Origin of the sequence: Rhizobium sp. AC27/96 (genome assembly GCF_001692325.1) — a bacterium.
Taxonomy (GTDB): Bacteria; Pseudomonadota; Alphaproteobacteria; order Rhizobiales; family Rhizobiaceae; genus Rhizobium.
In genome coordinates this window covers 76174-97388 of record NZ_LXKN01000015.1, presented here as the reverse complement: position 1 = coordinate 97388, position 21215 = coordinate 76174, and the positions used below count along the sequence as shown (strand labels likewise).

General features: G+C 59.4%; 22 protein-coding genes. 15 read left to right on the top strand and 7 right to left on the bottom strand.

The genetic code is table 11. The features are described 5' to 3' along the window. Positions 1–24 precede the first annotated feature (24 nt). Positions 25–1356, bottom strand: coding sequence for an APC family permease (locus A6U86_RS12690; protein ID WP_068391458.1), 1332 nt, complete (start codon positions 1354–1356; stop codon positions 25–27). Positions 1357–1855: 499 nt separating this feature from the next. Here A6U86_RS12690 and A6U86_RS12680 point away from each other — a divergent pair, with 499 nt between their 5' ends. After that, entirely contained in the window at positions 1856–3175 is a 1320-nt protein-coding gene (locus A6U86_RS12680; protein WP_068391452.1) for an O-antigen ligase, read from the top strand. A 65-nt stretch (positions 3176–3240) separates the two neighbouring features. Here A6U86_RS12680 and A6U86_RS12675 read toward each other — a convergent pair whose 3' ends face one another. From A6U86_RS12675 to A6U86_RS12665, 3 genes are all read right to left on the bottom strand, one after another. Then, positions 3241–3885, bottom strand: a complete 645-nt coding sequence (locus A6U86_RS12675; protein WP_068391449.1) for a Pr6Pr family membrane protein — start codon at positions 3883–3885, stop codon at positions 3241–3243. Positions 3886–4041: 156 nt separating this feature from the next. Further along, a complete protein-coding gene (locus A6U86_RS12670; protein ID WP_068391446.1) occupies positions 4042–4665 on the bottom strand; it encodes a DedA family protein in 624 nt (207 codons plus the stop codon). Continuing rightward, positions 4662–5279: a class I SAM-dependent methyltransferase gene (locus A6U86_RS12665; protein WP_068391443.1), complete on the bottom strand. Its 618-nt coding sequence runs from the start codon at positions 5277–5279 to the stop codon at positions 4662–4664. The genes A6U86_RS12670 and A6U86_RS12665 overlap by 4 nt, the downstream gene beginning before the upstream one ends. 268 nt (positions 5280–5547) lie before the next feature. Here A6U86_RS12665 and A6U86_RS12660 point away from each other — a divergent pair, with 268 nt between their 5' ends. Then, positions 5548–6222, top strand: coding sequence for a response regulator transcription factor (locus A6U86_RS12660; RefSeq protein WP_068391440.1), 675 nt, complete (start codon positions 5548–5550; stop codon positions 6220–6222). Further along, positions 6222–7577, top strand: a complete 1356-nt coding sequence (locus A6U86_RS12655; RefSeq protein ID WP_068391525.1) for a HAMP domain-containing sensor histidine kinase — start codon at positions 6222–6224, stop codon at positions 7575–7577. Before A6U86_RS12660 ends, A6U86_RS12655 begins: the two co-directional genes overlap by 1 nt. Here A6U86_RS12655 and A6U86_RS12650 read toward each other — a convergent pair whose 3' ends face one another. After that, positions 7578–8489, bottom strand: coding sequence for a LysR family transcriptional regulator (locus tag A6U86_RS12650; protein ID WP_068391437.1), 912 nt, complete (start codon positions 8487–8489; stop codon positions 7578–7580). Between the two features lie 131 nt (positions 8490–8620). On the opposite strand from A6U86_RS12650, the gene A6U86_RS12645 reads away from it, so the two are divergent. The 5 genes from A6U86_RS12645 to A6U86_RS12625 all read left to right on the top strand — a co-directional run bounded on the left by A6U86_RS12645 (position 8621) and on the right by A6U86_RS12625 (position 12601). Beyond that, positions 8621–9100, top strand: coding sequence for a carboxymuconolactone decarboxylase family protein (locus tag A6U86_RS12645; protein ID WP_068391434.1), 480 nt, complete (start codon positions 8621–8623; stop codon positions 9098–9100). Between the two features lie 111 nt (positions 9101–9211). Beyond that, complete coding sequence (locus A6U86_RS12640; protein WP_068391431.1) at positions 9212–10129, top strand: MBL fold metallo-hydrolase; 918 nt, start codon at positions 9212–9214, stop codon at positions 10127–10129. Positions 10130–10277: 148 nt separating this feature from the next. Continuing rightward, positions 10278–11030: an SDR family oxidoreductase gene (locus tag A6U86_RS12635; RefSeq protein ID WP_068391522.1), complete on the top strand. Its 753-nt coding sequence runs from the start codon at positions 10278–10280 to the stop codon at positions 11028–11030. 58 nt (positions 11031–11088) lie between these two features. Beyond that, positions 11089–11505 (top strand): cupin domain-containing protein, encoded by a 417-nt coding sequence (locus tag A6U86_RS12630; protein ID WP_068391428.1) that lies wholly within the window; start codon positions 11089–11091, stop codon positions 11503–11505. Positions 11506–11578: 73 nt separating this feature from the next. Next, positions 11579–12601: a mechanosensitive ion channel family protein gene (locus tag A6U86_RS12625; RefSeq protein ID WP_068391426.1), complete on the top strand. Its 1023-nt coding sequence runs from the start codon at positions 11579–11581 to the stop codon at positions 12599–12601. Here the strand turns inward: A6U86_RS12625 and A6U86_RS12620 are convergent. After that, positions 12584–13072, bottom strand: coding sequence for an Rrf2 family transcriptional regulator (locus tag A6U86_RS12620; protein ID WP_068391423.1), 489 nt, complete (start codon positions 13070–13072; stop codon positions 12584–12586). The two genes, A6U86_RS12625 and A6U86_RS12620, sit on opposite strands and share 18 nt — an antisense overlap. A 281-nt stretch (positions 13073–13353) precedes the next feature. On the opposite strand from A6U86_RS12620, the gene A6U86_RS12615 reads away from it, so the two are divergent. The 5 genes from A6U86_RS12615 (at position 13354) to A6U86_RS12595 (ending at position 18792) form a co-directional block, all read left to right on the top strand. Beyond that, the gene (locus A6U86_RS12615; RefSeq protein WP_068391420.1) at positions 13354–14187 is read left to right on the top strand and encodes a formate/nitrite transporter family protein; all 834 of its coding nucleotides are present in this window, start codon (positions 13354–13356) and stop codon (positions 14185–14187) included. A gap of 180 nt (positions 14188–14367) precedes the next feature. Continuing rightward, positions 14368–15948, top strand: coding sequence for an ATP-binding protein (locus A6U86_RS12610; protein WP_068391417.1), 1581 nt, complete (start codon positions 14368–14370; stop codon positions 15946–15948). Continuing rightward, positions 15941–16597: a response regulator transcription factor gene (locus A6U86_RS12605; protein ID WP_068391414.1), complete on the top strand. Its 657-nt coding sequence runs from the start codon at positions 15941–15943 to the stop codon at positions 16595–16597. The genes A6U86_RS12610 and A6U86_RS12605 overlap by 8 nt, the downstream gene beginning before the upstream one ends. 77 nt (positions 16598–16674) lie before the next feature. Continuing rightward, a complete protein-coding gene (locus A6U86_RS12600; protein WP_077467281.1) occupies positions 16675–17043 on the top strand; it encodes a response regulator transcription factor in 369 nt (122 codons plus the stop codon). A gap of 501 nt (positions 17044–17544) precedes the next feature. Then, positions 17545–18792, top strand: a complete 1248-nt coding sequence (locus tag A6U86_RS12595; RefSeq protein ID WP_068391408.1) for an oxalate decarboxylase family bicupin — start codon at positions 17545–17547, stop codon at positions 18790–18792. 41 nt (positions 18793–18833) lie between these two features. Here the strand turns inward: A6U86_RS12595 and A6U86_RS12590 are convergent, their stop codons facing one another. Further along, positions 18834–19493, bottom strand: coding sequence for a metalloregulator ArsR/SmtB family transcription factor (locus tag A6U86_RS12590; protein ID WP_068391405.1), 660 nt, complete (start codon positions 19491–19493; stop codon positions 18834–18836). Positions 19494–19664: 171 nt separating this feature from the next. Here A6U86_RS12590 and A6U86_RS12585 point away from each other — a divergent pair, with 171 nt between their 5' ends. Together A6U86_RS12585 and A6U86_RS34720 are read left to right on the top strand one after the other, a co-directional pair. Next, positions 19665–19997: a tetratricopeptide repeat protein gene (locus tag A6U86_RS12585; RefSeq protein ID WP_141683698.1), complete on the top strand. Its 333-nt coding sequence runs from the start codon at positions 19665–19667 to the stop codon at positions 19995–19997. A 242-nt stretch (positions 19998–20239) separates the two neighbouring features. Next, a protein-coding gene (locus A6U86_RS34720; protein WP_141683697.1) for an IS630 family transposase occupies positions 20240–21189 on the top strand; the annotation gives its coding sequence in 2 pieces (ribosomal slippage) (positions 20240–20575 and positions 20578–21189; 948 coding nt in all). Positions 21190–21215 lie beyond the last annotated feature (26 nt).

Genomic DNA, 21215 nt, shown 5'->3' with positions numbered 1-21215 from the left:
CGAGCCTCCTTTTCGTCCAGCACCCTATTCCGCAAAATCCATTTCGGGAGGAGCCGTCTGGAAGGCGCGGGTGAGATAGGCGAGATAGGCGATACCGATCACCAGCCAGACGAGACCGAGAATCTTGGCATCCTTGTCGAGGTTCCAGAGAAGGAAGAGATCGCAGACAGCCGCTACCGCCGGGATGACGAGGCCAATCAGCACCCCGAGCGGCTTAACCTCTGCATTATTCTTCAGATAGAGCGCGATGACTGAAATGTTGACCGCCGTAAAGGCCAGGAATGCGCCGAAGTTGATGAAGGAGGTGGACGTGGTCACGTCCATGGTCAATGCGAGCAGGCCGACAACGCCGACAAGGATAAGGTTGAGCAGCGGCGTATGCCACTTCGGATGCAGGCTACCGAAGAAGGCCGACGGCAGCACCTTGTCACGCCCCATGGCATAGAGCAGACGACCGACGCTCGCCTGGGCGGCAAGACCGGAGGTGAACTGCGCGACAACCAGCGTGGCGAGGAAGACTGTGACGAACAGATCTCCACCGATCGTCTTTGCGATTTCATTGGCCGCGGCATCGGTGGAAACAAACTCGAAACCGGGATGGGCAAGCTGCGTGACATAGGCCGAGGCAATGAAGATCAGACCGCCGGCAAGCGCCGTGATCAGGATCGCCCTCGGCATCGTGCGCTTGGCATCCTTGGTCTCCTCGGTCAGCGTCGAGACAGCGTCAAAACCGAGGAAGGAGTAGGCCGCGATGGCAGCGCCGGCGACAGATGCCGAGAAGGGCACTTCAGGCTTGAAGAAGGGCGTGACGGAAGCAAGACCGCCGGGACCGTTCAAGGCGATGACATATCGCGCCGCCAGGAAAACGAATGCCGCGAGAACCGCGAGCTGCACCACCATCAGAATGAAATTGACGCGGTTGGCGAAGGCGATGCCGACGACATTGACGATTGTTGTTACCGCGATGAAGCCGACGATCCAGATCCAGCCCGGAATGCTCGGAAACGCCGATGTCAGATAGGCGGCGCCGATGAGCCATATGACCATCGGCAGAAAGAAATAATCGAGCAGGACGGCCCAGCCGACAAGGAATCCGATGTTCGGATTGATCGACCGGCGGGCATAGGTATAGGCCGACCCGGCGACGGGATAGACGCGTGCCATGACGCCGTAGCTGATGGCTGTCAGAAGGATTGCTCCGGCGGCCACGAGATAGGCCATCGCCGTCGTCCCCTGGCTTGCCGTTGCAAGCGCCCCGAAGGTGCCGAAGACGATCATCGGCGTCATGTAAGCCAGGCCAAAAAGCACGACGGACCAAAGCCCGAGTGTACGGTCAAGTTTCACAGTGTTGTTCATGTTCCGCCTCCGCGAAGAGTTCTTGTTTATCTTCTCGGAAACTGCGCAGTGCAGATAAATCAGCCATTCCCGCGCAGGTCTCCGCCCGCTGTTTTTTTATTTATGAAGAAAACATGACCGAGGGGGTGGCCGCTTGATATAACCCCAAGGTGTTATATCGGCAGTGTTGGCTGGATGGCGAAGAAGGATGCCAGCATCGCAACCCTCGACACCTTTCGCTTCGAGTTCAGATATCTTCGCCTTGTCGGCATCTTGCGGCGTGACCGAGGCTTCGGCCGCCCAACTCCTTCAGCGCTTGCCGCACGGCATATTCGCAGCTTGCCGAAAACGATGAGAAATCAGTCTTTCGGTTCGAGGGACATAGCCACAATCGCCGAGTTGAAAACGCAGTGAAATTCAGCGTCACTTCAAGATCGTCAGCTAACAAGGCCGGAATCGGCGCCGAAAAATTGATGGCGCGATGTGATGTAGCGAATAATCGTGTGGGGCAGAGACAAAGATGAACGACCAAACCCATTCCTTCGGTGCGGCCCCGATTTTGGATCGGCAATGGGCTTTCATCATCGGTGGACTGTGGCTCGTCGTCATGTCGGCCTCGCTGATTGAAAGCTACGCCTATCGCTATGCTGGCGTCTTGCTCCTGATTTTGTCGCTCATTTCCTATCTGCGATCCTCATCAAGACCATCGATCGACTGGCGCGGCTGGCTCTGCCTGGCCTGGGGCACCTATGCGCTGTTGCGATTTTCTCTTCAGTTCGCGCTGCTAAGCGATCACCCGATCGGCGATCGCGATCTGCTGTTCCTGATGCCGCTCGTTTTTCCGCCGCTCGCCTATGCGCTGTTTTTATGCTGGTCGCACCTCGAGAGGCTCATCGCAGTCTATTTCGGCTTCGCGCTGATCGTCCTCTTATGGGGTGCGCGGGTCAGTGAGGTCGCCGCAGGCAATACCGTCATTCCGTTAATCCAGCACAATCAGATACATGGGGCGGTTTGCTGTGGCATGATTTTTATAGGCACCGTGTTCTGGCTACTCTATTACCTGACAGAGGGAGCCGGCAGGCGCACGATGCGCATCTACGCTTCCGTTCTGTCCCCGCTCATCTGCCTGCTCTGCCTGATTGGCATCTATGGGGCAAAATCGAAAGGGGTCTGGCTTTCGCTCCTTCCGGTATTGCCGATCCTGGCATTTTTGACACTTCGCAGCCTGAAACAACGGTTGGCGGTGCCGCTCGTCCTTGCCTCGCTCGCGTTGCTCGCCGCGGGTGCCTATGCAGTCCGGGACAATATCGACCACACTGCCGGAGCGACAGTCTCCGCCGCTCTAGCCATGTTCAAGGATGCCGGCACGACCGAGCCAATTGGCCAGGCCGTCTCGCGCTCCATCGAGAGCGGCAGTACGCCGCTTGCCATGAGCGAGCGTCTCCAGCTCTGGTCAAACGCGTGGGAATTGTTCTCCACCGCGCCGATCTTCGGTTGGGGAACCGAGTGGCTCACACGCTGGCCGCATACTCGCTATCCAAATGTCGGATATACTTTCATGCACAATGGCTACCTCGAAATCCTCATCCGGCATGGGATATTCGGCGCGGTGGTTTTGGGCGCGATGCTGACCTGCTTTTGCGCCAGCGTCTGGCGGGCGGCAAATAGGGGGATCATCCCCAGGCACGCCATGTATGCCTACTTTCTCATTCTCTTCTTTTTCAGCCTGACCATTCTCAGCAACTCGAACAACCGGCTCGCCAGCGGAGAAAGCCTGTCAATCCTGACCGCCGCCTTCGCCTTGGCGTGCGAGCTAAGAATTCGCAGGCAGGCGGCTTGAAGCAGGTTTCATATCGAGGAGCCGGAATTGGGTCGGAGCGGACCCGGCCTTGACGCGACTGCTGATCAGGTTTGTCGCGAGTAAAACCTGGCGGCCACGCGATCAAGGGCAATGAAAATCCCGCCGAGAGCCAGGAATATCGCGCCCAAGATTGCCATGTTGATCAGAACGGCGCTTAGGCCAACGTCGCTCACCTCCAAAAAGGGGTAGGGATAAAATCCCGAGAGATGACCATGAACGAGTGAATAGACTGAGTAGAGCGCGGGAAACAGCAGCCACCAGATCGCATCACGCCAGGAAAGCCTGCCACGTTCAACAAGGAAAATCCAATCCAACGCGGTGAGCAACGGGATCCAATAATGAAGTATTTGATCCCCCCACAATTGCCACCCGCGTGGATGCCAAGCGTCCTGCAGCACCCAAACGTAGACGCAGCCCGCAACCCCGACGTAAATGAGGAGCGCGGTTTTCGTGGCTGAACGTTTGGCCCATCGTCCGACCACCGATGAAGGCGCGATTTCAGCCGACAGCAGCGCAATGACAAGCAGAATATTCGCCTGGATCGTAAAATAGCTCAGAAAATTGGTCGTCAATCGCAATCGTGAGACATGGGCTGCCGGTATGATGGCCGCGTATGAGATGACGATGCCTGACAGCGCCAGCAGTGCGATCATCCAACGCCAGAACCGGACTGAAATTCTCTTGGACATCGCGGTCTCGCAGAGTTCTAGGGCAACCGACCCCCGCTCGCGAGGTGCACGACTTACGCATATGTCGTAGATCGAGTCGACAATACCCGTCTCTAGCGCACCAGATCAAAAATCGAAATCTATTTTCGGCTTCATGACTTGGAGAAGCCGCACCGCTTAACCTTTCGTCACTCTCTTGCGCAGCCGTACGGCGATTAGCAGTGCTCCTTCGGCAGCAATAATCGTTATGAGGACCCAGAAGCCGGTCTGGACAACGTCTCTTCCGCTGTAGCGCAGGCCATAGCCGAGGCACAGAAAGGACCCGTTCCAGATCAAGCAGCCAAGTGATGTCGCCGCCAGGAAAGTTTTGGGATCGAGCCGCAGGGTACCCGCCGGCAAGGCCATATAGATCCTGACTGCAGGGATGATCTGGCCAGACAACGTCACCCAGAAATGGTTACGGCGATAGCTGTCCGTCAACCCGTCATAGAACGAGAGCCGCAGCAGTATGTATCCACCATAGTTGGCGACCGTACGACGAACCCTCTGCGGTCCGAACATCCAGCCGACGGTATACCAGCCAAAGCCACCTGTGACCGAACCGGCTGTCATTGCCGCAATGGAGAAGGCAAGCGTGAGGGGATCGGGCGCCATCAAGCCGAGGAGCATCAAAAGGATGTAGGATGGGAAAAGTGGGACAAACTTTTCCACGACGGCGAGACAGAAAATTCCCCCAAGCCCGAAGCTGACGAATAGTCTGATCGTACCAGGCGCTTGCGCCACAAGTTCCTGCGCCGTCATGCGAGCTTCGATCCCACCGATCCGGAACCGTTCAGGACTTTGCAATCGCCAGCCTTGGAGATCCGGTAGACGGAGGCTGGCGGCAGGTTCCAGACAGTTCGGCCGATCCGCACGTCTCTAAGGTTTAAATGATCCAGCACCTGGTCCGGCACCGGACAGCGAGGCCCATAGGTGATCTGATGGAATGCTCCGCCAGGTTTGAGATTCTTGAAAGCGCCGCCGAGAATGGCACGGATCTCTCGTACCCGCATGGCACGAAAGCCCAGTCCGCTGACCACCGCACCGAAGGGAGCGCCTTCCAACATTTCCATCTCGCCAATCCGCGTCGCGTCCAGGCACAGCACGCGCGCCCTGGGAAAGCGCTTTTGCAGGAGCCTGGCGAAATCAGCACTCAGCTCGACCAGCGTGAGGTCATCTTCGCGAACGCCTCGTTCAAGAAGTGAATAGGTGAAGGCTCCCGTACCCGGGCCCAACTCCATAACCGCACCTGTGGCGGGTCCAATGCCTTGGGTCATCAAGGCGGATATGCGAGAACCCGAAGGGGCTACGGCCGAGATGGCACGGGGATTGCGAAGCCAGGCACGAAAGAACGAGGCGGCGTCAGCGAGCAGCATGACAGCCACTCTCAATTGCGAAATATCGATCGGCGGTGAAGCCGTTGGGGTTACTGGGCATCGTTGCTTCCTTCCAAGATGAGGAAGCGAGGTCTCACACACCCAGATTGAGAAAACCTGTCATGCCGGAGTGCCTCGGAAGATAGCGGCTTACGTGGCTCAAGGACGAGAAGCCCAGGTCCGCAACGGTCTTTGCAAGGTTATCGCAATGTAGCGATACTAAGCTTCGCGCGCCCTATCGATACGGGCGGGAGATGGAGTTTACTGAATGCGCGTGCTTTTGGTCGAGGACGAGCGGCCCATGGCCCTGGTCCTGCGCAACGGACTTGTGCGCCACGGCATGGTCGTGGACGACGTGGCAAGCCTATCGGAGGCGGAAGCCGCGCTCCACAATGATATTTACGATGTCGTGGTGCTGGACCGCCGGCTGCCTGACGGGGATGGCCTTTCACTGGTCAAGCTGCTGCGCGCCAAAGGCGATGTGGTGCCCGTTTTGGTCCTCACGGCGAAAGGCGACCTGATCGACCGGATCGCTGGCCTTAACAGCGGCGCGGACGATTATCTCGGCAAACCCTTTGCGTTCGAAGAGCTTCTGGCACGCTTGCGGGCAATCCTGCGCCGACCGGTTCATCTGCAACCCGACATCGTCAAACTTGGCCGCATGTCGTTCGATTTCGCCCATCGTGAGGCCCATGTCGAAGGTATCCATCTGCGCATGCCGCGCCGCGAACTGCTGGTGCTTGAAGCACTGATGCGGCGCATGGGACGGATGGTGCTGCGCGAGACGCTGATGGAGGCCGTTTTCGGCATGAACGACGAAATCGAGTCAAACGCTCTCGATACGCATATCTCTCGCGTTCGTCGCAAACTTGCCGACGCGCAGGCCGGTATCACCATCAGCGGCATTCGCGGCGTCGGCTATCTCCTGCGCGAGACTGCATGATGCGGCCACGCTCGCTGAAATGGCTGCTCGTCAGCAGGCTGGTGACGCTACAGGCAGGCATGATCGCCGTCGTCCTGCTGCTGGTTATAGCCGCGATCTGGAGCACCGGTTATCTTCTCGACGAGTATGAAGGCGGCAGCCTTGATGTTCTGGCTGATGCTACGGAGCGAGACCCGACGGGAGGATTGGCGCTGCGAGAGACACCGGAGCTCGCTCATCTGCGCGCCAAGGCGCCAGATTTGTGGTTCATGGTTCGCGACACTCAGGGGCATCGCCTGCAAGAGGGCAACATTCCCAAGGCCTATTTGCCTGTACTCGCCGTGCTTGACCAATTCAGCGATGCTCGGTTGAGCGACCGGCCAGAATTGGCCGGAAAACCCGATGCGGTAATCAAATGGGTGGAAAGCCCTGCCGGCAGGATCCAGATCCTGACGGGTACGAAAGGGCAGATGTCCGTCCAAAGACTCGCAAAGGGTATTTCAGGCGGCTTTGTCCTGGTGATGCTGCCCATTATCGTGCTGATGGCGCTAGCGACCTCGCTTGCCACTCCGTTGGTGGTTCGCCGGGCGCTGGCTGGTCTTGGCCGGACCGTAGCGCAGGCGGCTCACATCGAGTTCGACAAACGTGGCGCCCAACTGGAGGTGAACGATGTTCCCGCCGAGATCGGTCCGCTCGTCAGCGCGGTCAATGACACACTGTCCCGCCTCGATGCGGGATATGAACGGCATCAGCATTTTCTGGCCCAGGCGGCCCATGAATTGCGCACGCCGATCGCTATCCTGAACGCACGCGTTGCGGCACTCCCCGCCGGCCAGGACAAGCGCGACTTGCTGGAAGATGCTGCGCGGCTGACAACACTTGCCGGACAGCTGCTGGATCTCCAGCGTCTGGATCAGAAGCGAAATGATTTCCTACCGGTGAACCTGGCCGCCATGGCCAAGCAGGTGCTGTTCGACCTTGGCCCGCTGGCGCTGGATGCCGGTTATGATGTGGCCTTCGAACCGGAATGCGACGAGGTGCTGGTAACGGGTGACCAGACGTCGCTGGAACGGGCGCTGACCAATCTGGTTCAAAACGCCATCGATCATGGAGGACGTCAGGGAACGATCACGGTTCGCGTCGGCAAGAGTGGCTTCGTTGAGGTTTGCGACGAGGGCAACGGCATTCCCTGGAGCGAACGTGAGCAAATCTTCGAACCTTTCAATCGCCTGGGCTCCGAGGGCCGGGGGGCCGGACTGGGACTCAATCTGGTTCGGGAAATCATGCAGCTCCATGATGGCTCCATCGCCGTGGTCGATGTAGCCACCAAGGGCGCTTGCCTCAGGATGTCGTTTCCCGCGGCGCCTTCGGCGTAGTCAATGAGAAGACATCGGCGTCATCAACGGATCCTCGCCGACGATCTCAATCAGAAAATCGAGAACCGTCCTGATCCGCATCGGCAGGTTTCGGCGCGACGGATAGACGACGCTGATCGCGAAACGGCTCGGCGGAAAATCGGGCATGACGTTCACCAGCCTACCGTCCGCGATGTCAGATCCGACGAGAATGTGGGAGAGCACGGCAAGCCCGTTTCCGGCAAGCACGGCACGATGGACGGCGATCGAATTGCTGGCGACCAGACGAGGCGCGATGCGAACCGCCACATCCTCTGCTCCATTGGAGAAAGACCAGGACCGGGCATCGCCTGCGCGGCTGTAACAGATGCAGTCGTGAGTACCGATATCTTCAGGCGTTTCAGGCGCTCTTCGTCCCCGCAGGTATGCGGGCGATGCGACGAGAAAGGCGGTGGTCCAGCCGATCCTGCGGCACATGAGACTACAGTCGGCCACCAGCCCGAGGCGAACCTCCAGATCAATGCCCTCCCCCACCAGATCGGACGGCTCGTCGCGAAAGATCAATTCGACGGATAGTCCGCGATGGCGTTCGAGCAAAGTCCCCAGGCGGTCGCTGACATAAAGCCCTAGCGGTGTCGGCAGGGCGAGCCGCACCTTGCCCGCGACGGCCGCGCCCTCACGGCATGTCGTTTCGGTCAGTGCCTCAACGGCCTCTATGATCTTCTGCGCCATCGGGATGATCTGCTCGCCCTCGGCCGTCAATGCAAGCGCAGTCGTCGTGCGATGCAGGAGACGCGTATTGAGGTGCGCCTCCAGTGCCGAGACCTGACGGGAGATCGCCGGTTGCGTCCGCCTGAGATCGGCTGCGGCTGCGGAAAACGAGCCGGTTTCCACCACTCTCATGAAGGTCTGCAGCGCGCATACGATATCCATTTCTCACCGTCCCATACTTTTCAGCATAAGCCTTATGTCCGGAGTTTAGTCCGGCAGGGCTTTACTGTCCAGCTATTAAGGATATGTTTTATCCATAAGGATAGCAAATATCCTTAATAACGGAGGCGACAATGATACAGCGCTTGAACTACGCCCAGCAATCCCCGGAACTCTTTCGGAAGCTCTCGGAACTCAGCATGGCCCTGAAGGACAGCGCCATTGAGCAGAAGATCCATGATCTCGTGCAAATCCGCGCATCGCAGATCAATGGCTGCGCCTTCTGTCTCGACATGCATGTCAAGGAAGCCAAGATCCATGGCGAGAGCGAACTTCGGCTCTACCACATTGCCATCTGGCGGGAATCCAATCTCTTCGTGCCCAGGGAACGGGCTGCTCTCGCCTGGACGGAAGCCGTCACGAAACTGCATGAGGGCGGCATTCCCGATGAGTTCTACGAGCGCGTGCGCGGTCAGCTTTCCGAGAAGGAAATCTCCGACCTCACCTTCGCAATCATGGTCATCAATGCGTGGAACCGCTCCAGCATTGCCTTCAAATCCGTGCCCGGCTCGGCCGACAAGGCATACGGCCTCGACAGGGCCGGCCTCAACTAGGCCTTTCGCCCAAAAGTGCGGCCGCGCGACCGGCCGCGGTAGGCCTTTGAACATCATCAACGGCAGAACCGGCCTGACCGGTTCAAAGACCGCAATCAACAGGAGACAGTCATGACCTTACAGAACACTTCCCATCCCATTAAATCAGCTCCCGACGAGCTGGTTCCCTCGCGCTACGCGGTGAAGATCGGCGAAATCGACGTGCTTGTGGTAAGCGACGGCGTACTGCCATTGCCGACAAAGATGCTGGGCTACAATGCCGATCCGGCCGAACACGCAGGCTGGCTGAACGACATGTTTCTGCCGCCGGACGCTTTCGACTGGGCGCTGAATGTGGTTGTGGTGCGCACCGGCAAGCAGACCATCCTCATCGACGCGGGCTTGGGTTTGGACCCTGAGTTGAACCTGCCTAGGGCCGGGCAATTGATCAAGCGGCTGGAAGCCGCCGGCATAGACCTTGGATCCGTGACCGATGTGGTGCTGACCCACATGCATATGGACCATGTCGGCGGCTTGCTCGTCGACGGCGTGAAGCAGCGGCTGCGTCCGGATCTGCGCATCCATGTGGCGGCAGCCGAGGTCAAATTCTGGGAGGCACCCGATTTCACGCATGTGTCGATGCCACCCGGTTTCCCGGATGCACTTCGAGCGACCGCCCAGCGGTTCCGGGAAGAGTATCAGAGTCAGCTGCGATTGTTCGATGACGAGCACGAGGTAGCGCCGGGCGTCGTCGTCTCCCGAACCGGCGGCCACACACCCGGGCATAGCGTGGTCCGCGTGACATCCGGCAAAGACCGGCTGATGTTCGCCGGTGACGCCGTGTTCGCCGTCGGATTCGAGCATCCCGACTGGCACAACGGCTTCGAGCACGATCCGGAAGAAGCAGCGCGCGTTCGCGTTCGTCTCTTGCGTGAGTTGGCGGAGACCGGCGAGCTTCTGGTGGCCACCCACATGCCGTTCCCCTCCGTCGGCCATGTGGCGGTCGATGGCGACCACTTTCGTTGGGTGCCGGTCTTCTGGGACTACTGAGACCTCAATGGCCGGGGCCGAGCCGGGTGCGAAGCCTTCGCGGTCGGCGCGGCTCACACGATGCGGCTCCGATGGGGCCGCCGCAAACCACAACCACTTGAAATAAATCAACAATGCGGCACCCAAAGTGCCGCGAATGGAGAAGCTCATGAAAATCGTCATCATCGGCGGAACCGGCCTGATCGGTTCAAAGACGGCAGAACGCCTTCGCAAGCAAGGCCATGAAGTCATTGCCGCCGCTCCGAACACCGGCGTCAATACCATCACCGGTGAAGGTCTCACCGAAGCATTGACCGGTGCCTCCGTCGTCATGGATCTGGCAAACTCGCCGTCCTTCGAGGACAAGGCGGTGCTCGATTTCTTCGAGACGTCTGGCCGCAATCTGGCGTTAGCGGAAAAAGCGGCGGGCGTGAAGCATCACATCGCCCTTTCCATCATCGGCGTCGATCGCCTGCCCGAAAGCGGCTATATGCGCGCCAAGGTCGCCCAGGAGAAGATCATCCGGGAATCCGGCATTCCCTATACGATCGTCCATTCGACGCAGTTCATGGAATTCCTCAGCGGCATCGCTCAATCTGGTACGGTCGGCGATACGGTGCGTCTGTCGCCAGCCTATGTGCAGCCGATCGCGTCCGACGATGTCGCCGACAACATGACCGTCGTTGCGAATTCGGCTGCTATCAACGGCGTCGTCGAAATCTCCGGCCCGGAACGGGTCCGGCTGAATGAGCTCGTTGCCCGCTATCTCAAGGCGATGGGCGATACCCGCAAGGTCGAGGCCGATCCGGAAGCCCGCTATTTCGGCGCCAGGCTGGAGGATGGTTCGCTTGTTTCCGACAACGATCCGCGCCTCGGCCGCATCACCTTCGAGCAATGGTTCGCGACCTCTGCCCGCAAATGACCCCAACCGATAAATCTTCAGGCGCCGTGCCGCGTCACTCTCAAGAAAGGAATTCGAGATGCTGAAGTCAATTCTCGGCCTCACCCTGGCCGCTCTTCTGTCCACCACCGCCGTTGCTCATGATGCCGGCGAGAAGGACGCGAAAGTCACGCTGGTTTACGAGCACGAACTGCCGAACGTTCCCGGCAAGAGCATCAAGGGCATTCTCGTCGAATACGGGCCGGGTGGCTTTTCCGAAGGCCACACGCATCCAAGCTCCGCCTTCATCTATGCAACCGTTCTGGAAGGGGCGATCCGCAGTCAGGTCAATGACGGTCCGGTGAAAGTCTACAAGGCCGGTGAGAATTTCTCCGAAATGCCCGGCGATCGCCATGGCGTCAGCGAGAATGCCAGCAAGACCAAGCCGGCGAAACTGCTGGCCGTCTTCGTCGTCGACAGCAGCCAGAAAGAACTGACCTTCCCGATCAAGAAATAGCCGGATGAGGGATGGGTGCTTGAGGCATCCATCCCTCCCCGCTTTCAGGAAATTATCGTCGGTGAACCCCATCATGTTTGGTGAAGATCATTCCCTGCCGCTCGTCCTCATCAATCTTCTCGGGCTCGCCGGCATTCTCATTTGGCATATTCAGGGGCGCCGTCACCCGACCGCGCGCCTTGTCGCGCAGATCCTGTTTTTCACTGGCATGACACTCGTGCTCTGGCTTGCCGGCATTTCGCCCTATCATCTCGACGACGGTGAACTTCAGGGTGTCGGCATCCTGCTTGCCAAATCTGCCAGGGTGCTCTGGTGGCTGCACCTCGCGTGGACGATGATCGGCTTCGTCCACATCTATCTCACCCTCAATCGCCGTCCGCATGAAGCCCATCTCCTGCAGGACCTGATCGTCGGCATCGTCTACCTCGGCGTCACATTATCGGTCATCGGTTTCGTCTTCGGCGCACCCGTGGGGCCGCTGATTGCTACCTCTGGCGTGGTCGTCGTCCTTATCGGCCTTGCGCTGCAGAACACGCTAGCCGATGTCTTTTCCGGGATCGCGCTTGCACTGGGCCGCGCCTACGTGATCGGCGACTGGATCCAGCTTGCCGATGGCACCGAAGGGCGCGTCGTTGAAACCAACTGGCGTTCCACCAACCTACTCTCGGGCGGGAATAACGTCGTCGTGTTGCCAAATGGCGTCCTTGCGAAACAGGGCGTTACCAACCGCAGCCGCCCGGATGAATCGCACCAGATATCGCTGACTATGCGAGTTTCCGCCGCCCACAAGCCGCGGCTCGTCGAAGAACTCATGATCGCCATTCTGCAGCACAGTGAAAGGATCGTCATGAACCCGCCGCCGGCCGTCGCGCTCAAGACCATCGACGCGATTGCCATCGAGGTCGAGCTGCTATTCCGCGTGGCGAGCGCGGCAAGCCGCATGTCGGCCCAAAACGAGATCATCGACCTCATCTACGAGCATTGCCGGACGAACGGCGTATCATTGGCCATGCCGGCGCAAAGCCTCGTCTGCGTTCCCATGGGTGAACCCAAGGAGCAGGCTGCTTTCACGGCGACTTCATCCGGCGCGCTCTAGCACCCATTCAAAGGAGCTTTTCCAGAGCTCCGGCGGGATTTCCTGCGACAGGATGCCGACAAGGTCGGACAATTTGACACCGCGTAATTTCTCGCGCCAGGCTTCGTCGGCCGCCCACATGATGCGCGCGACCGCGCAGGGGCTGCTTTCGCAATAATCCTTCGGGCGACAGGGGTTATTGGCACGAATATTGGTGCAGACGAAGGTTCTTTGCCGGCCTTCGACAGCCTCTACAATATCGAGAAAGGTAAGATCTGCAGGCGGTTTCGCCAGCCTGTAACCACCGGAAGGACCAAGGGCGGTATCGACAAGGCCGGCCTGCGACAGACCCTGCAGCGCCTTCGAAAGATATTCCTTGGGGAGCCCGTGAAATTCTGCCAGCGCCTTGGTGGAGAGATAACGGCCCTCGGGCAGGCCTGCAAGAATGGCGCAGCAATGAAGCGCCCATTCGACTTGGCTTTTCAAAATCATAAATACACACCAAAGGCCTGCGGTTGGCATACATTGATCAAGGATAAATAATATCCTTATTTGATCACCATGTAAACAAACGCAAAGGGCGCATCCGCTTCACCCATGCCGGATCTTGACTGGCGGCTCCGGTCGCCTCATCCGCCATAGTCCTACAACACCGCGACGAACGGAGCCACCTAGACCAAAGTATCATTCAGCGCGGTTACGCATGCGACTAGCATTTCGCCATCCGCCAGCGCCGATCTCGGCTCGATATGGTGATAAAGCGAGGATCTCGTATGTACCAGGATTCCATCATCAACTTCGCCGAGTCCGGCGAACACAAGGCCGTCATCGTGCGCACACAGCTATTTGCTTTCCTCATCGGAGCGGCAATGGCAGGCGCCTATATCGGCTTTGGCGACATCCTTATGTTTACCGCCGGCGCGCACGCGGATGCGGCCTGGGCGCATCTCATTATGGGTGCGGTCTTCTCATCCGCCCTGACGATCGTCGTGTTCGCCGGTTCCGAACTCTTTACCGGAACGGCCATGTACATGCCGCTTGCTGTTCTGACGCGGCGTGCGCACATCTCGGACATGCTGCTCGTATGGTGTGCCGCCTGGATCGGTAACCTGATCGGCGCGGTGGTCCTTGCCGGACTGTTTCATATGGCGGGCGGCGGCGTGTTGCTGGGCGACGGGAGCCAGGAATTCTTTTACGTCGTCTACGCCAAGATGTCGGCGGGTTCGCTTGCGCTTCTCGCGCGCGGCATTCTGTGCAACTGGCTGGTCTGCCTGGCGATCTGGATGGCGGGACGCACCGACAATGCAGCCGCAAAGATCATGCTGATCTTCTGGCCGATCACAATTTTCGTCGCCGCCGGATACGAGCACTCCGTCGCAAACATGTTCACCTTCGCCATGGCCCTGATGGGCGACCATCCAGCGAACATCACCCTTGCCGGCGCTGCTCACAACCTGATCTGGGTCACGCTCGGCAATCTGATCGGCGGCGCCGTCTTCATGGCCTTGGGCTACTGGGTCCAGTTCCAAAGCAGCGGCCATGTTTCGTTCGCACCAGCTCCCGCAGCCATCCGGCCTGAGATCGCCGCCAAGGGAAACCGGAAATGAACACCCCAAACCGGCCGGCTCGACGGTATGAGCCTCAGGCCGTGGATTGAAAGCTGCCCGGCTAGGCGATAACCTGCCCTCAACGTCATCGTCGCCCCCACCTAGCCGCACCACACCTATGTACAGGTTAAGTGGTGTTCATAAGAGGATAAGCTTGCGGTCGAACAGGCTGAGGGAAGAATGTCCATAGCGTCGATATTGCTTCGTGCCCGCGATCCAGGCCAGGGCCATAACCTGGCCTTCGGCGTGGTTGCCGTCACGCTTGCGGCCGTTATCTTCTGCATCGATACCTATACCGATATAGAGGGTGCGATCGCGGTTCTCTACGTTGTCAGCATGCTGCTTGCCGCTCAATCGATGACCCGCATCGGCCTGCTTGTCATCGCGACAGGATGTGCCGCCCTGACTTTTCTCTCTTACGCCATGACGCATGGCCAGGAAGCAAACCTTCAGGAAACACTCCGTCTGTTCGGCGCGCTCGCTGCACTGTCCGTGACGACCTTGCTACTCCTCAAAACCGAAACCGCACGTCTCAATCTGCTTTCAACCCATTCTGCATTGTCGGAAAGCGAAGCAAGATATCGATCGATTTTCGATCGCACGCGCGTCGCGCTCTGGGAGCGCGATTATTCAAAGCTGCGAAGCTATCTGATGGATGTCAGGGCGCAGGGCGTTATCGACATCAAGGCTTATGCGCGTGTTAACCCGACCCTGGTCGACCACTGTGGCGGTCTCATCAAGGCGGTTGCGGCAAATCAAGCCGCCCGCGAATTGCTGGGTCCAAAATCCTCCGGCATGGGCATCCCGCAGCGGGCTCTTATTGCGGGCCAGGAGAAGTTCCTTGATATGCTACAGGCGATCATGGATGGCGACCGAACCTTCGAAGACAAGGTCGAGGTGCAAACCGACGACGGGGAGGACAAGCTCGTACTGCTCAGCGTCAGCCTTCCGGAGGACCCTGCCGCCTTCGGCCGCGTCGTCGTCAGCATGGTCGATATCACCCAGCGTGAATTGGCTCTGAAAGCGCGGGCCGAGGCCCAGGCGGAACTGACGAAGGCGTCGAGAGCCGCAATGGCCGGCGCGATGTCGGCATCACTTGCCCACGAACTCAATCAGCCGCTCGGCGCGATTGTGATCAACGCGCAGACGCTACTGCGATGGCTCGATCGCGAACCGCCGGATCTCCCCGCCGTGCGGCGCTCGGCCGAAAGGATGATCCGCGACAGCCAGCGGGCAAGCGAGCTGATACAAAATGCGCGCCGTGTGCTTTCTTCGCCGAACAACGATCTGGAGAGTGTTGATCTCGGCAGTCTGATCGATGAGACGGTCGCCTTGATGGAGCACGAGCTTCAGCAGAGCAAGACGGCCGTGCTGGTCGACTACAGCCCGCATATCCCCACCGTATCGACCGTGAAAATCGAATTGCAGCAGGTGCTGATCAATCTCATGACGAATGCCATTCAGGCAATGGATGAGGCCGGATGCTCCGAGCGGAGTATAAGAATAACGATGAATCAGCCTGATATCGAGCATATCTGCATCGCAGTGCGCGATACAGGTCCGGGCATTGGCGACGATGCCAGGGACAGATTGTTCGCGCCGTTCTTCACCACCAAGGCGGCGGGCATGGGCATGGGCCTTTCGATTTGCCGCAGCACGCTGGAGGCCCGCGGCGGAAGGCTCGATGGAACCAATCATCCCGAAGGCGGTGCCGTGTTCGAAATCCAACTGCCGATAAAGCCGGAGGCGGAGCATGCCTGATCAGCGCAAGATGCAAAAGGAGCCACCCGCGCCAGTGGTCTTCATCGTCGACGATGATCTGTCGATGCGTGAGGCCCTCATGGATCTTTTTCGCTCGATGAAATTCGAGGCGCAGGCATTCGAGAGTGCCACGGCGCTGATGGGCGTGACGAACTTCGATCGCCCGGGCTGCATCGTTCTCGATGTCCGCCTGCCCGGCCTCAACGGACTGGATTTTCAGGCGCAGCTGGAGCGCCTTGGCAGCAAGATGCCGATCGTGTTCATGACCGGGTTTGGGGACATACCGATGACCGTGCGGGCGATGAAGGCCGGCGCCGTCGACTTTCTGACCAAGCCATTCAAGGACCAGGATATTCTGGATGCTGTGGCAGCGGCGATGGAGCGCGACGCGCAGCGCCGGCGCCAGCATGCGCAGAACGAAGCCATTGTTTCGCTTGCGGATCACCTCACCCCGCGCGAACGCGAGGTCATGAAGGCCGTTGTGATGGGACTGATGAACAAGCAGATCGCCTACGAGCTCGGTATCAGCGAGGTCACGGTGAAACTGCACCGCGGCAATGTCATGCGCAAGATGGAGGCACGCTCGGTCGCCGAGCTGGTCCGCAAGGCCGAAGTGCTGGGCGAAAGCGTAAGCCCACCTGTCTCTTAGTATGATATCTTTCAAGCGAGCTTCAGAGCATAAAGATCACTATAAGCGCCGAAAAGCAGCCAGAAAGGGTCGCTTCGTTGCCTCCGACACCGACCATAGCCATCGTCGATGACGACCACGCCATCCGGGAAGCCATGGATGATCTGGTGAAGTCCTGTGGTTACGACAGTCGCCTGTTCGCGTCGGCCGAGGAGTTTCTCGCCTTCGAACCGCGCTCGGCAATCGACTGCATGCTCGTCGATGTGAAGATGCCCGGCCTTAGCGGGATCGAACTGCAGACGGAATTGAACAGGCATTCGGACCGGCCGCCGATGATCTTCGTCACCTCCTACAAGGATGAGCGGACGCGAAAGAAAGCCATGAACGGCGGCGCCCTCGCCTTCCTCGGCAAGCCTGTCGATATCGCAAGGCTCATCGATTGCCTTGAGTCCGCGCTCGGTCATTGACGGCCGAAAGATAACCCTAGGCCATCTGCCCTCTTCGGCTCATCCAGCCCTTGCAATCACTCATCTGCCGATCGCACTCCGCGGCCTCGGGGCTAGCCCGAGGGCGGAGCCGGGACGGTCGATACAGTGTATTCGCGGATAGACATATACCTTTTGCCGAATACTACTAGACCTAGGTATAGATGTGCGATTGCCTCTGCGGTTGTAGCCTCCAGTCATCAGATTCAGCGACAGGAGGAGACGATGCCCAGACTTGAAGTGACGCATACCATCGCGGCTCTTCTTATGGCTGGGATTGTCGGCTCGACGTCCATCCACCTCGCAAACACCGTTGAGACACGACCTCATTCGCCTGGATTGCAGGGCACCCTCTCGCATTCGCATTGGCGTCCGGGTCATCGACGAGTGAAGTCCTAACCGCCATCGGCCGCTCGTCCTCAGAGACCTTTGCCCGGGCTTCAGCGGCCCAGCACAGCCATCCACATGAAAGGAGTAACAGCAATGGATTCTCTATCGAGACGTTCGGTTCTTGCCCTCGGAGCCATGGGGGGTGCCGCGCTGGCGACCGGCGCTGCCCAGGCGGCCAGTTTCGGCAATCCCGATCAGCCGGCCGAAGGGGCGATCAATGCCAATCCCGCCGGCCTTTCCGACCCCGGTCCGAAGAACCCGGCGCTCGCCGAGCAATTCCCCTCGTTCCAGAGTCCGCCGGCAACAGATATCGGCGACATGCAGCTCTTCTGGGCATCGTTCAACAACGCCGCCAAGCGTATCCAAAACGGTGGCTGGGCACGCCAGGTCACGAAGTCGGATTTCGCGATCTCCGAAGCCGTCTCCGGCGTCAACATGCGCCTCGGCCCCGGCGGTGTCCGCGAGATGCATTGGCACCGCGCCGCCGAGTGGGCCATCATGACCAACGGGCGCTGCCGCATCACCGTCCTCGATACCCAGGGTCGGGCCTATGTGCAGGATGTGGAAGAAGGCGATCTCTGGTATTTCCCGGCCGGCTTCCCGCATTCGCTGCAGGGGCTTGGACCGGATGGCTGCGAATTCGTGATCGTCTTCGACCAGGGCGACCAATCCGAATACGGCACGCTGCTTCTGACCGATTGGCTGGCCCATACGCCGCCGGAACTGCTTGCCAAGAATTTCGGCGTCCCGCAGGACGCATTCAAGAACATTCCGCTGCAGGATCTGTGGATCTTCCAGGGCAAGGAACCCGGCCCGCTTTCGGCCGATCAGGAGGCCGTTGCTTCCGCCGGCCTGCCGCCCTACCCCTTCACCTACAAGCTGACCGCTTCGGCACCGTTGAAGCAGAATGCATCGGGCACCATCCAGCTTGCCGACAGCAATACATTCAAGGTCTCCAAGACCATTGCCGCAGCGATCGAGACGATCAAGCCCGGGGCCGTACGCGAGATGCACTGGCATCCGAATGCGGATGAATGGCAATACTGGATCAAGGGCGAGGGCCGCATGACCGTGTTCGATGCCGGCCCGCGCAGCCAGACCGCTGACTTTCGGCCGGGCGACATCGGGTATGTGAAGAAGAGCCAAGGCCATATCATCGAGAATACCGGCAAGACGGACCTGCAATTCGTCGCCGTCTTCAAGGTGGCTGAATATCAGGAAGTGGGCCTGTCATCCTGGCTCACCCACACGCCACCGGCGCTTGTCGCGCAGCACCTTAATGTCAGCCTGGCCGACATTGCGAAGTTCCCCGCCGATCAGCCCGGCATCATGCCTCGCTGATTTCAGATTGCCGCGGCGCATTGGCGCCGCGGCAATCCGCGTCACTGCAAAATGTGACGGATGCGATAGGCGCAGCGGCGGGCTCCCGCAAGAATATGTTCGTCGCGCTGGATCGATACATCTTCGCCCATGACTTTTTGGAAGATGGCGAGTTCGGTTCGGCAAAACCCCTGGCACACCTGCGCTGCCGCACATATGGGACAATGGTTCTCCACCAGCAGCCAACCATCGCCGTCAGCCGCTACAGACCACTCCGCCATATATCCTTCGCGGGACCTGATATCGGTCAGTCCGGCAAGACGGTCTTCGATACTCCCCGCTGTGGCCAAAGCGTCGACATAGGCTTTTTCCGTTTCCAGCTCGCGCGCCGTAATCAGCTTTTCCAGCCCGGCTTCGCCGAAGGCAGCCCGAATGCCCTTGATCAATCCGAGGGTGAGCTCCGCATGGGTGTCGGGAAAGCGGGATCTGGCCGCTTCGGTAAGACGCCAGAGCTGCTTTGGCCGCCCGACGCCGGCCGAGATAGTCTCCGCCGTCACAAGGCCATCATCACTGAGCTTGAGCAGCAGCTGGCGCGCATTCTCGCCGGTGGTGCCGAGACGCTGCCCCAGCTGCGCCGACGTCTGCGGGCCGCGCATCTTGATCTCCAGCAGCACACGCTCTCCAGCGGCGCCCCTTTGTTTTTCCAAGCTATTGCTTGACATATTGCTTTCCAAAGATATTTTCCAAGGTAAGGCTTGCTAAATAAACCATCTCCATGAACCCGACAATACCGGAGCTCGATATGTCGTCGCCGCTCGTTCCCCGTTTCAACGTCATTGATATGCAGAGTCCTCATCTCTCCAGGCATTCCGACATGGCGGTGGCCTGATTCCATGACTGCGATAATCCAGGCGCTTCTGGCGCGGCTCGAAAGCGGCAATGACGGCCCGCTCCTGCGCTTTGCACTGGGCAAGGGTCTGCTCGACGCCAATGATGCAACGCGTGCGCTTCCGCACCTGCGCGAGGCGGTCCGTCAGGATCCAGACTATGCTGCCGCATGGGCACAGCTCGGCCGTTGCGAGCTTGCTCTTGGTGCCGAAGCGGCCGCCATCGAGGCCTGGATTCGAGGTCGTGATGCCGCTCGTCTACATGGAGAGGTGCAAGCCGAACGCCAGATATCCGTATGGCTTCGGCGGGCTGTTGCCAGAAGCGCTGGCAATGCCTGACGTGTGTGGCGTTTTGCTGCTCAGATCCATCATAGGATTGGGCTTTGGGTACTGCTTGCGGCCTGGAGCAACCTGGTTGGGCTTCCCGGCATCGCATCTTGCGCGGCTCGCGGAGCAATAGAATGCTGAGCACGAGCCGCGCAGAGACTTAGAGCGGTTCAGTGTTTGGCTGAATCGTGAGGGATTCCCGGCTTGTTGATTTTGTGATTCAAGATGCTGGCTGGGCAGGAGGCCAGCATCTGATGACAGCAGCGTTATCCAATGATCTTCGCGAGCGCGTCGTGGGCGCGATCGAGGCGGGCGAGAGTTGCCGGTCTGCCGCCGCTCGGTTCGGCGTTGCCGTTTCCTCGGCAGTGAAGTGGCATCAACGCTACCGGGCGACGGGCTCGGTGTTTCCGGGCAAGATGGGCGGGCATCACCAACGCGTTCTGGAGCCGCATCGGGCGTTCATCGTGGAGCGGATCAACCAGACGTCGCATCTGACGCTGCATGGTCTGAAGGATGAACTGGCGGCGCGCGGTGTGAAGGTGTCGCACGATACCGTGTGGAAGTTCCTGCGGCGTGAAGGGCTGCGCTTCAAAAAAAAACACTGTTCGCCCTTGAGCAGGCCCGCGCCAACATCGCCCGCCGGCGGCAGCGCTGGCGGTCCTTGCAGGCCGGTCTCGATCCGAACAAGCTGGTCTTCATCGATGAGACATGGATCAAGACCAACATGGCGCCCCTGCGCGGATGGGGACCACACGGCAAGCGTCTGCGCAGCTTCGCCCCGCACGGACACTGGCGCACGCTGACCTTCCTCGGCGCGTTACGCTGCGACCGGCTGACGGCACCTTGCGTCTTCGACGGGCCGATCAACGGCCAATGCTTCCGTGCCTATGTCGCGCAACTGCTCGTGCCTGTACTCAAACCGGGCGACATCGTCGTCATGGACAATCTCGGTAGCCATAAGGTGGCCGCCATCCGCCAGATCATCAAGGCCGCCGGCGCAAGGCTCTGGTTCCTGCTGCCCTATTCACCCGATCTCAATCCGATCGAGCAGGCATTCGCCAAGATCAAGCACTGGATGCGCCAGGCCCAGAAGCGCACCGTCCAAGACACATGGCGCCACATCGGATACCTTGTCTCCACCATCGAACCCGATGAATGCAGAAACTATCTCGAAAACGCCGGATATGCTTCCCTCAAAAGCTGAAACGCTCTAGTGGCGTTGGAAGGATG

Coding starts and splice junctions, on each gene's coding strand:
- A6U86_RS12650 (WP_068391437.1), bottom strand. CDS start 8,489: ATGGATATCGTATGCGCGCTGCAGACCTTCATGAGAGTGGTGGAAACC.
- A6U86_RS12595 (WP_068391408.1), top strand. CDS start 17,545: ATGGATTCTCTATCGAGACGTTCGGTTCTTGCCCTCGGAGCCATGGGG.
- A6U86_RS12645 (WP_068391434.1), top strand. CDS start 8,621: ATGATACAGCGCTTGAACTACGCCCAGCAATCCCCGGAACTCTTTCGG.
- A6U86_RS12670 (WP_068391446.1), bottom strand. CDS start 4,665: ATGACGGCGCAGGAACTTGTGGCGCAAGCGCCTGGTACGATCAGACTA.
- A6U86_RS12660 (WP_068391440.1), top strand. CDS start 5,548: ATGCGCGTGCTTTTGGTCGAGGACGAGCGGCCCATGGCCCTGGTCCTG.
- A6U86_RS12640 (WP_068391431.1), top strand. CDS start 9,212: ATGACCTTACAGAACACTTCCCATCCCATTAAATCAGCTCCCGACGAG.
- A6U86_RS12625 (WP_068391426.1), top strand. CDS start 11,579: ATGTTTGGTGAAGATCATTCCCTGCCGCTCGTCCTCATCAATCTTCTC.
- A6U86_RS12585 (WP_141683698.1), top strand. CDS start 19,665: ATGACTGCGATAATCCAGGCGCTTCTGGCGCGGCTCGAAAGCGGCAAT.
- A6U86_RS12680 (WP_068391452.1), top strand. CDS start 1,856: ATGAACGACCAAACCCATTCCTTCGGTGCGGCCCCGATTTTGGATCGG.
- A6U86_RS12690 (WP_068391458.1), bottom strand. CDS start 1,356: ATGAACAACACTGTGAAACTTGACCGTACACTCGGGCTTTGGTCCGTC.
- A6U86_RS12675 (WP_068391449.1), bottom strand. CDS start 3,885: ATGTCCAAGAGAATTTCAGTCCGGTTCTGGCGTTGGATGATCGCACTG.
- A6U86_RS12615 (WP_068391420.1), top strand. CDS start 13,354: ATGTACCAGGATTCCATCATCAACTTCGCCGAGTCCGGCGAACACAAG.
- A6U86_RS12635 (WP_068391522.1), top strand. CDS start 10,278: ATGAAAATCGTCATCATCGGCGGAACCGGCCTGATCGGTTCAAAGACG.
- A6U86_RS12630 (WP_068391428.1), top strand. CDS start 11,089: ATGCTGAAGTCAATTCTCGGCCTCACCCTGGCCGCTCTTCTGTCCACC.
- A6U86_RS12605 (WP_068391414.1), top strand. CDS start 15,941: ATGCCTGATCAGCGCAAGATGCAAAAGGAGCCACCCGCGCCAGTGGTC.
- A6U86_RS12620 (WP_068391423.1), bottom strand. CDS start 13,072: ATGATTTTGAAAAGCCAAGTCGAATGGGCGCTTCATTGCTGCGCCATT.
- A6U86_RS12655 (WP_068391525.1), top strand. CDS start 6,222: ATGCGGCCACGCTCGCTGAAATGGCTGCTCGTCAGCAGGCTGGTGACG.
- A6U86_RS12665 (WP_068391443.1), bottom strand. CDS start 5,279: ATGCTGCTCGCTGACGCCGCCTCGTTCTTTCGTGCCTGGCTTCGCAAT.
- A6U86_RS12590 (WP_068391405.1), bottom strand. CDS start 19,493: ATGTCAAGCAATAGCTTGGAAAAACAAAGGGGCGCCGCTGGAGAGCGT.
- A6U86_RS12610 (WP_068391417.1), top strand. CDS start 14,368: ATGTCCATAGCGTCGATATTGCTTCGTGCCCGCGATCCAGGCCAGGGC.